This window comes from Aliirhizobium sp. YIM B11859 (assembly GCF_057163345.1).
On the sequence record NZ_JBXHAY010000004.1, the window covers coordinates 81,110 to 94,306 of the forward strand.

Annotated in this window: 11 protein-coding genes; 1 reads left to right on the forward strand and 10 read right to left on the reverse strand. The window is 61.4% G+C overall.

Features of this window, described 5'->3' with window-relative positions:
• Positions 1-31 precede the first annotated feature (31 nt).
• The 7 genes from AC2GXZ_RS16840 to araD all read right to left on the reverse strand — a co-directional run bounded on the left by AC2GXZ_RS16840 (position 32) and on the right by araD (position 8,781).
• On the reverse strand, positions 32-1,552 hold the full coding sequence (locus tag AC2GXZ_RS16840) for an ABC transporter substrate-binding protein (protein WP_483760340.1): 1,521 nt from the start codon (positions 1,550-1,552) through the stop codon (positions 32-34).
• A 155-nt stretch (positions 1,553-1,707) separates the two neighbouring features.
• A complete protein-coding gene (locus AC2GXZ_RS16845; protein ID WP_483760341.1) occupies positions 1,708-2,616 on the reverse strand; it encodes a dihydrodipicolinate synthase family protein in 909 nt (302 codons plus the stop codon).
• A complete protein-coding gene (locus tag AC2GXZ_RS16850; RefSeq protein WP_483760342.1) occupies positions 2,613-3,518 on the reverse strand; it encodes a 5-dehydro-4-deoxyglucarate dehydratase in 906 nt (301 codons plus the stop codon). Before AC2GXZ_RS16850 ends, AC2GXZ_RS16845 begins: the two co-directional genes overlap by 4 nt.
• Before the next feature lie 15 nt (positions 3,519-3,533).
• On the reverse strand, positions 3,534-5,051 hold the full coding sequence (locus AC2GXZ_RS16855; RefSeq protein ID WP_483760343.1) for an aldehyde dehydrogenase (NADP(+)): 1,518 nt from the start codon (positions 5,049-5,051) through the stop codon (positions 3,534-3,536).
• Between the two features lie 69 nt (positions 5,052-5,120).
• The gene (locus AC2GXZ_RS16860; protein ID WP_483760344.1) at positions 5,121-5,831 is read right to left on the reverse strand and encodes a ribonuclease activity regulator RraA; all 711 of its coding nucleotides are present in this window, start codon (positions 5,829-5,831) and stop codon (positions 5,121-5,123) included.
• A 12-nt stretch (positions 5,832-5,843) separates the two neighbouring features.
• Entirely contained in the window at positions 5,844-7,034 is a 1,191-nt protein-coding gene (locus tag AC2GXZ_RS16865; protein WP_483760345.1) for an L-talarate/galactarate dehydratase, read from the reverse strand.
• A gap of 10 nt (positions 7,035-7,044) precedes the next feature.
• On the reverse strand, positions 7,045-8,781 hold the full coding sequence (gene araD / locus AC2GXZ_RS16870) for an L-arabinonate dehydratase (RefSeq protein ID WP_483760346.1): 1,737 nt from the start codon (positions 8,779-8,781) through the stop codon (positions 7,045-7,047).
• Between the two features lie 159 nt (positions 8,782-8,940).
• On the opposite strand from araD, the gene AC2GXZ_RS16875 reads away from it, so the two are divergent.
• Positions 8,941-9,654, forward strand: coding sequence for a GntR family transcriptional regulator (locus AC2GXZ_RS16875; protein WP_483760347.1), 714 nt, complete (start codon positions 8,941-8,943; stop codon positions 9,652-9,654).
• Positions 9,655-9,693: 39 nt separating this feature from the next.
• Here the strand turns inward: AC2GXZ_RS16875 and AC2GXZ_RS16880 are convergent, their stop codons facing one another.
• The 3 genes from AC2GXZ_RS16880 to AC2GXZ_RS16890 are packed head-to-tail and all read right to left on the reverse strand — an operon-like array spanning position 9,694 to position 13,197.
• The gene (locus AC2GXZ_RS16880) at positions 9,694-10,641 is read right to left on the reverse strand and encodes a 2-hydroxyacid dehydrogenase (protein WP_483760348.1); all 948 of its coding nucleotides are present in this window, start codon (positions 10,639-10,641) and stop codon (positions 9,694-9,696) included.
• Entirely contained in the window at positions 10,638-12,272 is a 1,635-nt protein-coding gene (locus tag AC2GXZ_RS16885) for an ABC transporter ATP-binding protein (protein ID WP_483760349.1), read from the reverse strand. Before AC2GXZ_RS16885 ends, AC2GXZ_RS16880 begins: the two co-directional genes overlap by 4 nt.
• Positions 12,265-13,197: an ABC transporter permease gene (locus AC2GXZ_RS16890; RefSeq protein ID WP_483760350.1), complete on the reverse strand. Its 933-nt coding sequence runs from the start codon at positions 13,195-13,197 to the stop codon at positions 12,265-12,267. Before AC2GXZ_RS16890 ends, AC2GXZ_RS16885 begins: the two co-directional genes overlap by 8 nt.

Sequence of the window (13,197 nt, forward strand, 5' to 3'; positions counted from 1 at the left end):
TGGGCCGCGGGAAACGGCCCGCCTGCGGATGTCACTTGAACTTGATCTGCGACAGCTGCAGTTCCGAGTTTGCAGCAATCGTCGGCTTGAAGTCGAGGCGTGGCGAAACGCGGGTGAAGCCGACCATGTTGAACATCGGGATATCGGCGATGATCTCCTGATTGACCTTGGCAAAAAGCGCCTGCCAGAGCTTGGTTCGCTGCTCGCCCGTCGCGGCCGTCGCATCGGCGATCATCTTGTCGACCACCGGATCACGGACCATCGAATGGGAGCCGCCTGTGGCGTATTTCACGTAAGCGGTGAAGACGGGATCGCCGGTGGCATTGTCGTGCTGCGACTGGGTCAGCGTTGCGCCGGCATCGGCGACGAAGGGTGCAACGAAGTAGTTGTTCCAGACCGAGACGTCATACATGTCGAGCTTGACGTTGAGGCCTGTCTCCTGAAGCATCGCCATGATCGCTTCCATGGCTTCCGTGGCGTTCGGGTATTGGCCGTTGCGGCCGATGATGCGGATTTCCTTGTCGACCGGCACGCCATCGGCTTTGGCCTCTTCGACCAGCTTCTTCGCCCGTTCCGGGTCGTAGGGCCATGGCTTGATGTCGGCATTATATCCGAGCGTGGTCGGCACGACGAGCTGGGTTGCGATCTTTGCCTGTTCCGGGAACAGTGTGCCGAGCATGGCCTGACGGTCGATAGCGATATTCATCGCCTCGCGGATACGCCGATCGTTGAGCGGCGCGACCCGGGTATCGATGCGCAGCGAGGTGGTTTCCGAATTCGGATAGGCGAAATCGGTCTCCTTGTTGGTGGCGTCCTGGACGGACACCGACGGCACAATATCGGCTTCACCGGCATCGACCATGGCGGCTGCGACCGCGCTATCGGATCGGAACAGATAAGTCGCCTTTTCCACCTGCGGCTTGTCGCCCCAATAATCGGGGTTGCGCTTCAACACGATTGACTGGCCGACATTCCAGCTGTCGAACGTATAGGGTCCGGTGCCGACCGGCTTGCGTGTATATTCATCGACCGGTGTCGCGTCGGCGGATTCGACCGGCATGATGGTCATCAGCAGCGGCAGGATCGGCTGGGCGGGCTTGGTGGTGATGCGGATCGTGTGCGGATCTGGGCTTTCGAAGCTGAATTGCGTGCCGCCGAAATATTTGCCGCCGACTTCGCAGTTGACCTTCTTTGCGGTATTGCGCTCGAGCGAGAACTGCACGTCCTTGGCGGTGAACTCCTTGCCGTCATGCCATTTGACGCCCGGCCGCAGCTTGAATTCCCAGGTCTCGGGACTGAGTTGCTTCCACTCGGTGGCAAGACGCGGCTTCAGGCCGCCATTGGCATAATCGAACTCGACCAGCATTTCATTGACGTTTTCGGAAATGACGCGTCCGACATCCTGACGCGCGGCCATACAGGGCTCTACGACATCGACGGTTTCGGCCAGGACGACGGTGACGTCCTTCTTGGCGTCCTGGGCATAGGCTGCACTGCAGGCCAGGACGGCGAATGCGGCAGAAAGATTGACGGCTGCTAAACGCAGTTTCATTTCGGGCTCCTCCCTTTGCACCATCTCGGGTGCGTGTCGATCTCCAGGCTAATTTCGACCTTGCCGGTCGGTAATTCCGATACCTTGCCGCCTCTCTCCAACGGCCATATCGAACTGATGTATATCTACACTAATATTCCAGTCTGTGATGCCTTTCAAGACGCGACAAGGCTGCTTGCGGCGAGGAAGGCCATCAATTTGGCGTGTTGCTTGGGCGCCAGGGGCCACGCGGCCGGTGGCCTTGTCGGTCCGCAATCGTTTCCCATCGCCGCCAGCGCGGACTTGACGCCGGTGACATTTGTGCCGTTCATTTCCATGGCCCGAACTTCCTCAAACACCGCGATTTCAGCGATGAGTGCCCTGGCCAGCGCGTAGTCGCCGACCTCCAGCGTCGCATGGATCGCCAGTGATCGCTCCGGCCAGACATTGATAAGGCCCGATGTGAAACCGCGCGCACCGACAGCATAAAGTGTCGGAGCCCAGACCTCGGCGAGCCCGCCAACCCAGATGATCGACGGATCACAAGCGGCGATCGCTTCGGCGAGCTTGAGCGGATTGGGTGTCGCCCATTTGACGCCAATTACGCCCGGCACCGCACAAAGCGCCTCGATCGCGGCGGTACCGATCGTGTCGTTGCGCAGATAGAGCATCAACGGCAATCCGTCGCCGGCCTCGGCGACACGTCTGACGTAATCCACTACGCCGCGTGGTGCGGCAAAGGGATCGGGCGGCTGATGGACCATCAGTCCGGCGGCGTGTGACCGTTTTGCCGAAGCGGCAAGCCGGCAGGCGTCCTTGACCGACCGTCCGACGCCGGCAAGAACCGGCGCCCGGCCTGCCACCAGCGCGCAGACCCCGTCGGCCATCCGTTCCGCCTCGTCGATGGTCAGGGCGTAAAATTCGCCGGTGTTTCCATTGACGACCGGCACATGAAGCCCCGCTGCCAGCGCCCGGTCGATGATCGGAGCCAGGCGCTGCGGGGCGATTTCGTCATTGCTGTCGAACGGCGTGACGAGGATGCCCGAAATGCCGCCAAGCGCGGCCCGTAGGTTTGCCTCGGTCATTTGACGGACGCGATCAGGCTGCGCATCATGTCGACCTCTTCCTCTGTCAAGTCCGTCAGCGGCGCACGCACCGGACCTGCATCGAAGCCGCGAAGACGCACGCCGGCCTTGATGGCGGAGACGGCGTAACCGCTCTTGCGATCGCGAATCCTGGCGAAGGGGTAATAGAAATCGCTCAGCATCTTTTCGCAGGTCGCATCGTCGCCGGCGGTGAAGGCTGCATGGAATTTCAGCGCCGTTTCCGGCACGAAATTGAACACCGCCGAAGAATAGGTCGGCATGCCCGCGCCCTTATAGGCCTGGGCGAACAGTTCGTGGGTTGGCATGCCCCCGATATAGGACAGCCGGTCGCCCATGGCGATGGTGACACGTCGCACCGTGTCGATATCGCCGGTGCCGTCCTTGAAGCCGATCAGGTTGGGGCATTCGTCGGCGAGCTGAGCAAGCTGGTCCGGGGAGACGCGTGCCTGGCCGCGGTTATAGACGATGACGCCCATATTGGTCGATTTGCAAACGGCGCGGACGCGTGCCGCGATACCGTCCGCCGGAGCTTCTGTGAGATAATGCGGCAGAAGCAGGATGCCGTCGCCACCGGCCTTTTCGATCTCCTGCGCCATATCGCAGGCCATGCGGGTACCATAGCCGCAACCGGCGATCACCGGCGCATCGCCGGCGACGTTGCGGGCAACCTTGACAGCTTCGACGACCTCGCCCGGTGTCAGCGAAAACAGTTCGCCGGTTCCGCCGGCAACGATCAGGCCGGCAACCGGATAGGATGACAGCCATTCCAGATGTGCTGCAAAAGGTTTGGCGGCAAAGCGGTCATTGCCGTCGAATGGCGAGACGGGAAAGGAGAGCAGGCCGGTACGGATGATTTCGCGAAGGTCGTTCGGGGCGATCATGTCTTTCTCCTCACATCAATTGCGCAGATCTTGCGGCAGAAGGGCGGGCGGGAAATTCTGGTAGGCGACGGGCCGAAGGAACCTGCGGATCGACAGCGTGCCGACACTGGTGGCCCCAAAATTCGTCGAGGCCGGGTAGGGGCCGCCATGGACCATGGAATCGACCACTTCGACACCGGTAGGGAACCCGTTGACCAGCACCCGGCCGGCCTTTTTCTCCAGCACCGGCAGGAGATCCTGCGCGGCACCGAGGTCACCGTCATCCATATGGATGGTTGCCGTCAGCTGGCCATGAAAGGAAGCTGCCAGCGTCTTCATCTCGGCAGCCGAGCCGACCTTGACGATAAGCCCGAGCGGGCCGAAAACCTCTTCTCCCAGCGTATGGTCACCGAGCCAGGCATCGCCGGTGGTCTCGAAGAGGTTCGGCAATGCCTTGCGCTCGGCGCTATCGCTGGACAGTACCGGCTCCACCGCATTGCTGACCTTGAGACGCTCGACACCGTCACGATAGGCAGATGCGATGCCATCGGTCAGCATGGTCTGTGCCGCGACTTGCTGTAGCGCAGTTTTTGCCGATTCACGGAACCGATCCGCATCGGCACCGTCGATCACCACGGCGACGCCGGGATTGGTGCAGAACTGGCCGGCGCCCATGGCGAGCGACGCTGCCCAGCCGGACCCAAGCTGGTCCGCGCGCGCCGCCATCGCCTGCGGCAGCAGGAACATCGGATTGACGCTGCCGAGTTCGCCGAAAAACGGGATTGGCTCGGGGCGCTGGGCGCAAAGATCGAAAAGTGCGCGACCACCGGCAAGCGAGCCTGTAAAGCCGACAGCCTTGATCGCCGGATGGGTGACAAGTGCCGTTCCGACATCGCGGCGGCCGCCCTGGATGAGGCTGAAGACGCCGGCCGGCATGCCTGTGCGGACGATTGCCGCTGCGACCGCTTCCGCGACGATCTCACCGGTGCCAGGATGGGCCGAATGGCCCTTGACGACGACCGGGCAACCGGCTGCGAGCGCTGCTGCCGTGTCGCCGCCGGCGGTGGAGAAGGCGAGCGGAAAATTCGATGCGCCGAATACCGCGACGGGGCCGATCGGCCGCTGCACCAGCCGGATCTCGGGGCGTGGAGCAGGTTGGCGGTCGGGCTGTGCCGCATCGACGCGCAGGTCGAGATGGGCACCTTTCCGGATATGCGCGGCAAACAGTTTCAGCTGCCCCGTGGTACGGCCACGCTCACCGTTGAGACGCGCCTCCGGGAGGCCCGTCTCCTGGGTTCCGATCATGGTGATCGCCTCGGCGCGCGCCTCGATCTCTTCGGCGATCGCGTCGAGAAAGGCTGCCCGCTCATCGCGGCTTCTGGCGGAATAGTCGTAGAACGCCGCTTCTGCAGCAAGGCAAGCGCGATCGACCAGTTCGACGGTGCCGACGGAGAAGGCATGCGCCGGGCCGTGCGCGGGCTCCGAGGTGAAGGTCTTGTCTGCGGCGATCCATTCGCCTGCAATCAGATGTTTGCCGGACGGTTCCCAAGTCATAGTGATCCTCCTTGCCGGAAGGATGTTCCGGCTTTTTCAAGTTCGGCTTTGTGTATCGGGCAGACGGACTTAACGGCCGTTCGCCGCGCGCCATTTCGAAAACAGCGCCAGATTTTCCTCCCGCGTGGCCGGATAGAGGCCGACGATCGTTTCGCCCCCTTTGACCCGCTCGACGACGAAATCCTCATAGGCGGTCATCTCGACGGCTTCGTCGGCAATCTCGTCGGCGATTTCGGCGGGGATGATGATGACGCTGTCGTCGTCGCCCACCACGATATCGCCGGGGAAAACCGCGACATCGCCGCAACCGATCGGCACATTCATGTCGATGGCCTCATGCAGCGTCAGATTGGTCGGGCTGGACGGACGGTTGTGATAGGCCGGCATGTCCAGTTCAGCGATCCGCATCGCATCGCGAAAGCCGCCATCGGTAACGACACCGGCGCCGCCGCGCACCATCAGCCGGGTGATCAGGATGTCACCGGCAGAGGCCGCACGTGCATCCTTGCGGCTGTCCATAACCAGAACATGGCCTTCCGGGCAGGTTTCGATCGCAACGCGCTGCGGGTGCTCTGCGTTGCGGAAGACAGACATAGGATTGCGGTCTTCGCGGGCAGGCATGTAACGCAGGGTGAAGGCCGGGCCGACCATGTTGCGACCTTTGGGCCGGACCGGCCGGACATCCTGGATCGTCTGGTTCTTGAGACCGCGCTTGAAGAGCGCCGAGCAAAGGGTTGCCACGGAGACGCCTATCAGCTTTTCGCGGGTTTCTGGTTTCATTGCAATTTCTCCTCAGCCACCAAAGCTCTTTGTCTCGACCGTCCAGTCACGGGCCTTGTCGGTCAGGCTGCATCCCAGGCCTGGGCGGCCGGGCACGATCATCCGCCCGTCCCTGATTTCCAGTTCCTCGTTGAACAGTGGCGCCAGCCAGTCGAAATGCTCGACCCATGGCTCATGCGCGTAGGCCGCCGCCAGATGAAGGTGGATCTCCATGGCGAAATGCGGTGCAAGCCTCATGCGCTTGGCTTCCGCCTGGGCGCAGATCTTGAGGAACTGGGTAATGCCACCGACACGGGGCGCGTCCGGCTGAATGAAATCGACGGCATCGGCACGGATCAGCGCCATATGCTCGTCGGCGCTCGCCAACATTTCGCCGGTGGCAATCGGCGTTGCCAGTTCTCGCGCAAGCGCTGCATGGCCTTCGGCATCATAGGCATCGAGCGGTTCCTCGATCCATTCGAGGTTGAGCGGCTCGACCAGCCGGCCGAAACGCAAGGCGGTGGTGCGATCCCATTGCTGATTGGCATCGACCATCACCGGCACCCGCCCGGCGACATGAGTCATCACCGCATCGAGCCGGCGAAGATCCACCATTGGATCGGGCTGGCCGACCTTGATCTTGATGCCGCCGATGCCGGTCTCCAGCGACTTGTCGATGGCGGCCCTCACCTCCTCGATACTGGAGGACAGGAAACCACCGGACGTGTTGTAGCAGGCAACGCTGTCGCGATGGCTGCCGAGCAATTTTGCCAAAGGTAGTCCGGCGCGCTTCGCCTTCAGGTCCCAGAGGCAGATATCCATGGCGGCGATCGCCTGCGTGGCGATACCGGAACGGCCGACAGAGGCACCGGCCCAGCAGAGCTTGTCCCACAGCCTTGCCGTATCATTGGGATCCTCGCCGAGCAGGTTGTCGGCTATTTCGCAGGCATGGGCATAAAGTCCCGGACCACCGGCGCGTTTTGAATAGCTGAAGCCGAGGCCGCTATGGCCGGCCTCGGTGGTGATTTCGCAAAATAGGAAGGCGACCTGCGTCAGTGGCTTCTGGCGTCCCGTCAGGACCTTGGCGTCGCTGATCGGCCGTGCGAGTGGCAGATAGGCGAGCGAAAGCGTAACCGAGCGTATCGCATCCAGCTTTGCCGGCCCGCTCGCGAAACCGGCCTTTGGCGGCTGGGCGGGGATAGTCAGGTTATCGAAATTCAACATGATCTTCACCTCAGTTGATGACGGGATCGGCGGTCTTGCCGCCAAACTCCGTCTTAAGGAAGTCGAAGTCGCAGCCCTTGTCGGCCTGCTCGATATGCTTGGTGAACATGAAGCCGTAGCCACGTTCGAAACGGGGTTCGGGTGCAATCCAGGCTGCCCTTCGAGCCTCGAGCTCCGCTTCAGGCACCAGCATGTTAAGGCTGCGCGCCGGGATGTCGAGTTCCACGATGTCGCCGGTCTTCAGCAGGGCGAGCGGGCCGCCGACATAGGCTTCCGGGGTCACGTGGAGAACGCAGGCGCCGAAGCTGGTTCCCGACATGCGCGCATCCGAAAGTCGCACCATGTCGCGAAGCCCCAGTTTCAGCAGCGCCTTCGGCATCGGGATCATGCCCCATTCTGGCATGCCCGGTCCGCCCTGCGGACCGGCATTGCGCAGCACCAGAACCGTTTCCGGTGTCAGCGGATAATCCGGATCATCGATGATCTTCTTCAGGTCCGGATAGCTGTCGGCAACCAGTGCCGGACCGCGATGATGGTGGAACTTGGGGTCGCAGGCGGCCGGCTTGATGACCGCACCGTCCGGACACAGGTTGCCCTTCAGCACGGCCAGCGAACCTTCGTGATAGACTGGGTTGGTCAAAGGCCGGATGACGTCCTCGTTATAGATTTTCACCTCATCGAGCCCGTCGGTCAGCGGCTTTCCGGTGACGGTGATCGCGGTCGGGTCGAGCTTGTCGCCGAGCTGTTTCATCAGCGCCCTTAGGCCGCCGGCATAAAAGAAGTCCTCCATCAGATAGGTACTGCCGGAGGGGCGGATATTGGCGATGACCGGCGTGGTACGGCCGATCCGGTCGAGATCATCGAGTTCCAGCGGAATGCCGGCGCGGCGCGCCATGGCGATCAGATGGATGATTGCGTTGGTGGAACAGCCTGTCGCCATGGCGACCGTCACCGCATTGTTGACCGCAGCCTGGGTGATGATCTTGTCGGGCGTCAGATCTTCCCAGACCATGTCGACGATCCGTCGGCCACAGGCAGCCGACATGCGCTGGTGGTTGGCATCCGGTGCCGGGATGGACGAGGCGCCGGGCAGGGTGAGGCCCATGCCCTCGGCGATCGCCGTCATGGTGGAGGCCGTGCCCATTGTCATGCAATGGCCGTAGCTGCGGGCGATACCGCCCTCGATGCCCTGCCATTCCTCCTTGGAAATGGTGCCGGCACGGCGCTCGTCCCAATATTTGAAACCGTCCGTACCTGAACCCAGCGCCTTGCCGGCATAATTGCCGCGCAGCATCGGGCCAGCTGGAAGGTAGATAAATGGGATGCCCATGCTGACGGCGCCCATCACCAAGGCCGGGGTGGTCTTGTCACAGCCCCCCATCAGAACTGCACCATCGACGGGATGGCTGCGCAGCAGTTCCTCCGTCTCCATCGCCAGCATGTTGCGATAGAGCATGGTGGTCGGCTTGACGAAATTTTCCGACAGTGACAGCGCTGGAAGCTCCATCGGAAATCCACCGGACTGCAGAATGCCGCGCTTTACCCATTCGACACGTTCGCGGAAATGCATGTGGCACGGCTGCGCATCGGACCAGGTATTCAGGATCGCGATGATCGGCTTTCCCTGCCAGTCTTCCGGCGCATAGCCCATCTGCATCGTGCGTGACCGATGGCCGAACGACCGCTGGTCATCAGGCGCCATCCATCGCGACGAGCGCAATTGCTCGTAGGTCTTTTTCCGGATCATGCTCTTCTCCCTGCATGACCCCTCCAAGGCCATGCTTCCATGTTCGAACTAATATTTCAGTTAGACATTTATATCAACCGCTTTTTGCGTTAATTTCCCTCATCCATTCTTGTGGACTAGTGGGGCAGTGGATAAATTGCACGCAAAAGGAATTCATCGATGAACACACCACTTGCGGCCACATTGGGTCTTTCTGCGCCGGGCTTTCCGGTGATGTCGGGCGGCACAGTGCAGCGGATTTATGACGATCTGCGCAAGCGGATCATCACCATCCAGCTGCCGCCGGACACGATGCTGTCGCGTGCCGATCTGACCGAAACCTACGAGGTCAGCCAGACCCCGATCCGCGAAGCGATGCAGCTTCTCAAGCAGGAAGGCCTCATCCGAATCTATCCGCAGTCACGCACGGTGGTGACGCGGATCGACGTTCCGCAGGTCTACGAAGCACATTTTCTGCGTGTCGCGCTGGAGACCGAGGTATGCCGCCGGCTTGCGGCGGAACCCGATCCCGGAACCATCACGCGGGCGCGGTCCATCATCAAGATGCAGGAAGCGGTGGCGGACGACCCCGAGCAATTGTCGATATTCCAGGAACTCGACGAACTCTTTCATCAGACACTGTTTGCCGGGGTCAAGCGTACCGGGCTGCATCAGCTTGTACGTGAACGATCCGGCCATCTGGAGCGCATCCGTCGCCTCCACCTTCCCGAAACGGGCAAGATCCTCAGCATCCTCAGCGGCCACAAGGCCGTTATCGAAGCGATTGCGGTGAAGGACGAGAAGGGCGCGGTCGAAGCCATTCGCGACCACCTGAGCCGGACCGTTGCCCGCGTCGAGGAGCTGCGACAGAGTTTTCCGCAATATTTCGCATGACGGTGCCGTCCGCAATGGCGCGGACGGCGGGATCATACGTCAGTTCACCGGGGTGAGCAGCGGCTTTCCGGCGAAGAAGGCGGCGAGATTGTCGAGTGCAAGCTGGGCCATCCGGTCGCGTGTTTCCTCCGTCCCGCTGGCATGGTGCGGGTAGAGAGCCACGTTCTTAAGCGTTGCAAAGGCCGGATCCGGGTTCGGCTCGTTATAGAAGACATCAAGGCCGGCCGAAGCAATCCGTCCTTCCTGCAATGCACTGAGCAGCGCCGCCTCATCCACCACCGATCCACGGGCGATGTTGATGAAGCTGCCGGACGGACCGAGTGCATCGAGAACCGCGGCCGAGACAAGACCCTCGGTTTCGGGGCCGCCAGGCGTTGCGACAACGAGAACATCCGCCCATTTGGCAAGCGCGACGAGATCGGCGAAATAGTCGTAATCGATGCCCTGTTTTCGCGAGCGGCCATAATAACCGATCATCATGCCCATGGCTTCGCAGCGCTTGGCAATGGCCTGCCCGATACGCCCCAGACCGACGATCCCTGCCTTTTTGCCCGAGGTTGAGGAGGTCAGCGGCAACATGCCCTTGCGGCCCCAGTCGCCAGACCGGACATAGGCATCACCAACGACCAGCCTGCGTCTTGCAGCCAGCATCAGCATGATCGCTGTATCGGCAACGTCGTCGAGCAATGCGTCGGACGTGTTGGTCAGCTTGATGCCGCGCCGGGTCATCGCCGCGACATCCATCTTGTCGTAACCGGCGGAGGAGCACGAGGCGAGTTTCAGTGCCGGCAGCTTGTCGAGAAAGGCTTCGTCGACCGCTACATGCCCATTGATCACCATGGCTGTGCATCTGGGGCCGATCTCGGTCAGCATAGCCTCTCTGTCCTTGCCGGTCAGCTGGTCGAGACGGTGTGTCGTATAGATCGCCTCAAGTTCCGCCATCTGGCGGGGCATCAGCGGATAGGCGACGAGAACATCGGGTTTCATGCGGAAATCAGTCCTTTTTGTTGCTGCCGGGCATTGCGGCGGGCCGCCTGAACTTCCGGGTCAGGATCAAGACTCGCGGCAAGCAGCGCCTTTGTATAGGGCTGGCGGGGATGATCAAATATCTGCCGCACCGGCCCCTCTTCGATAATCTCTCCCGCCTTCATGACGATCACCCGGTCGGCGAAATCCCGAACGACCGGAAGGTCATGGGCGATGAACAGGTAGGATAGCCCGAATTCGCGTCGTAGTCCGTCGAGAAGTTCGATGACCTGCGCCTGGATCGAAACGTCGAGCGCCGAAACAGCCTCGTCGCAGACGATCAGTTTTGGCTCCATGGCAAGCGCCCGGGCAATTGCGATACGCTGGCGCTGGCCGCCGGAAAACTGATGCGGATAACGCGCCGCCATCTCCGGTCGCAGGCCGACCTTGACCAGCAATTCGGCAACCCGTTCCTTCCATTTCGACTTCGGCAGGATGGACGGATGGATCACCCAGGCTTCAGAGATCAGCTGGAAAACGCTCATCCGCGGGTTGAGCGACTGGGTGGGATCCTGGAACACCATCTGCAGATCGCGTCTGAGACCGAATAACTCCTTCTCCGGCATTTTCAGCAGATCACGGCCCTTGTAAAGCACCTCGCCGCCGTCGGCCTCGTCGAGCCTCAAGATAGCCCGCGCAAGTGTCGATTTGCCGGAACCGCTCTCGCCAACCACCGCAACAGTCTCGCCCGGCATGATCGTCAGGTCGATGCCTTTCAATGCGTGGAAGGCACCATACTTCTTCTGCAGGTTAATGGCGCGAAGCAGCGGCTCGCCGCTGCGGTCGCGTTCGTCCGGCATGTCTCCCTTGCCGGGCGCAGCATCAATCAGCTTTTTCGTATAGGCATGTTTGGGATTGCGATAGACTTCGGCGGCATCTCCGGTCTCGACGATACAGCCGGAATTCATCACCACGACCCGGTCGGCGATCTCTGCAACCACGCCGAGATCATGGGTGATGAGCAGCATGCCCATGCCGGTTTCCTGCTGCAACTCGTCCAGAAGCGCCAGAACCTGCGCCTGGATCGTCACATCAAGCGCGGTTGTGGGCTCGTCGGCGATCAGAATGTCCGGCTTGCAGGCAAGCGCCATGGCGATCATCAGGCGCTGGCGCTGGCCGCCGGAAAACTGGAAAGGATATTTGCGCATGGCCGCATCGGCATCCGGTATGCCGACACGTTTCAAGAGCTCGAGTGCAGAGCTTCTCGCCTTTTCTATGGTTTCGCCATGGGTGGTCATCATTTCGGCGATCTGCCAGCCGACCTGATAGACCGGATTGAGATGCGCCAGCGGATCCTGAAAGATCATGGCGATCTTGGCGCCGTTGATCGCCCGCCGTTCCTCGTCCGTCATCTTCAGCATATCGCGCCCGTCGAGCAGGATGGTGCCGGAGGTGATCTTGCCGGGCGGCATGTCGATCAGGTTCATGATCGCAGAAGCGGAAACGGACTTGCCCGAACCGCTTTCTCCCAGAATGGCGAGCGTCTCTCCCCGGTCCAGATGCCAGCTGACATTCTGGACGGCCTTGACGGTGCCGGCTGCCGTGTGGAATTCGACCGACAGGTCTTTCACTTCGAGCAGATGGTCAGCCATTTTTCCGTCCTCCCATTTCAAGGCGCCAGCGCTGCGTCGGGTCGAGCGCGATGCGCATCCAGTTCGACAGCAGGTTCAGTGAAAGCGTGGTCAGGATGATCGCAAGGCCCGGCCAGAACGACAGCCACCATGCGTTGGTGAGGTAAGGCCTGCCTTGGCTCACCATCAGGCCCCAGGTGATTGCAGGCGCCTGGATGCCGAGGCCGAGGAAGGACAAGGAGGATTCCGCCAGCATGACGAAGGCGAAATCGAGTGTCGCAATCGTCAGCAGGGTCGGCAGCATCACCGGCAGGATATGGCGGAAGATGATGCGCAGGTCCGACGCGCCCATCACTTTCGCCGCCTGGACGAACATCCGCTCGCGGATTTCCAGTGCCTCGGCACGCGATGTGCGCAGATAGATCGGGATACGGGTGATCGCCAGCACCAGCACGATATTGGCGACCGAGGGATCAAGCATGTAGAGGACGATGACTGCAAGCAGCAGCGAGGGGAAGGACATGATCACGTCCCCGAGACGCATGATCCATTGCGCGGCGTTGCGGCGGCTGTAGCCTGCAACAAGTCCGAGTGCGCTGCCTATGAGGGCGGAGGCAAAGACGGCACCGGCGGCAACGAGGATGGTGTTCTGCGCGGCGACGATCACGCGTGCCAGAAGCGGTCGGCCCAGGGCATCGGCGCCGAAGATGTAGAGCATGCCGTTCTGCAGTTCGAAGGGCGGCGCATTGCGGCCACGCAGGTTCATCTTACTGGCGGCATCCCCCAGGAGATAAGGGCCCAGCAGCGCGCAAAGGACGATGATCACCAGAAAAATGGCGGCAAAAAAGGCGAATTTGTCAGCCCACAACATCGACAGCCAGCGCGAGAACGCGCCGCTGCGTTTGGGCTTTTCTTCTGTGAAGATCTGTGTGTCGGTCATGGTCAT

What these genes read in the sequence shown, in the direction of transcription:
- AC2GXZ_RS16840 (WP_483760340.1), bottom strand. Translation starts at nt 1,552, where the DNA reads ATGAAACTGCGTTTAGCAGCCGTCAATCTTTCTGCCGCATTCGCCGTC.
- AC2GXZ_RS16845 (WP_483760341.1), bottom strand. Translation starts at nt 2,616, where the DNA reads ATGACCGAGGCAAACCTACGGGCCGCGCTTGGCGGCATTTCGGGCATC.
- AC2GXZ_RS16850 (WP_483760342.1), bottom strand. Translation starts at nt 3,518, where the DNA reads ATGATCGCCCCGAACGACCTTCGCGAAATCATCCGTACCGGCCTGCTC.
- AC2GXZ_RS16855 (WP_483760343.1), bottom strand. Translation starts at nt 5,051, where the DNA reads ATGACTTGGGAACCGTCCGGCAAACATCTGATTGCAGGCGAATGGATC.
- AC2GXZ_RS16860 (WP_483760344.1), bottom strand. Translation starts at nt 5,831, where the DNA reads ATGAAACCAGAAACCCGCGAAAAGCTGATAGGCGTCTCCGTGGCAACC.
- AC2GXZ_RS16865 (WP_483760345.1), bottom strand. Translation starts at nt 7,034, where the DNA reads ATGTTGAATTTCGATAACCTGACTATCCCCGCCCAGCCGCCAAAGGCC.
- araD (WP_483760346.1), bottom strand. Translation starts at nt 8,781, where the DNA reads ATGATCCGGAAAAAGACCTACGAGCAATTGCGCTCGTCGCGATGGATG.
- AC2GXZ_RS16875 (WP_483760347.1), top strand. Translation starts at nt 8,941, where the DNA reads ATGAACACACCACTTGCGGCCACATTGGGTCTTTCTGCGCCGGGCTTT.
- AC2GXZ_RS16880 (WP_483760348.1), bottom strand. Translation starts at nt 10,641, where the DNA reads ATGAAACCCGATGTTCTCGTCGCCTATCCGCTGATGCCCCGCCAGATG.
- AC2GXZ_RS16885 (WP_483760349.1), bottom strand. Translation starts at nt 12,272, where the DNA reads ATGGCTGACCATCTGCTCGAAGTGAAAGACCTGTCGGTCGAATTCCAC.
- AC2GXZ_RS16890 (WP_483760350.1), bottom strand. Translation starts at nt 13,197, where the DNA reads ATGACCATGACCGACACACAGATCTTCACAGAAGAAAAGCCCAAACGC.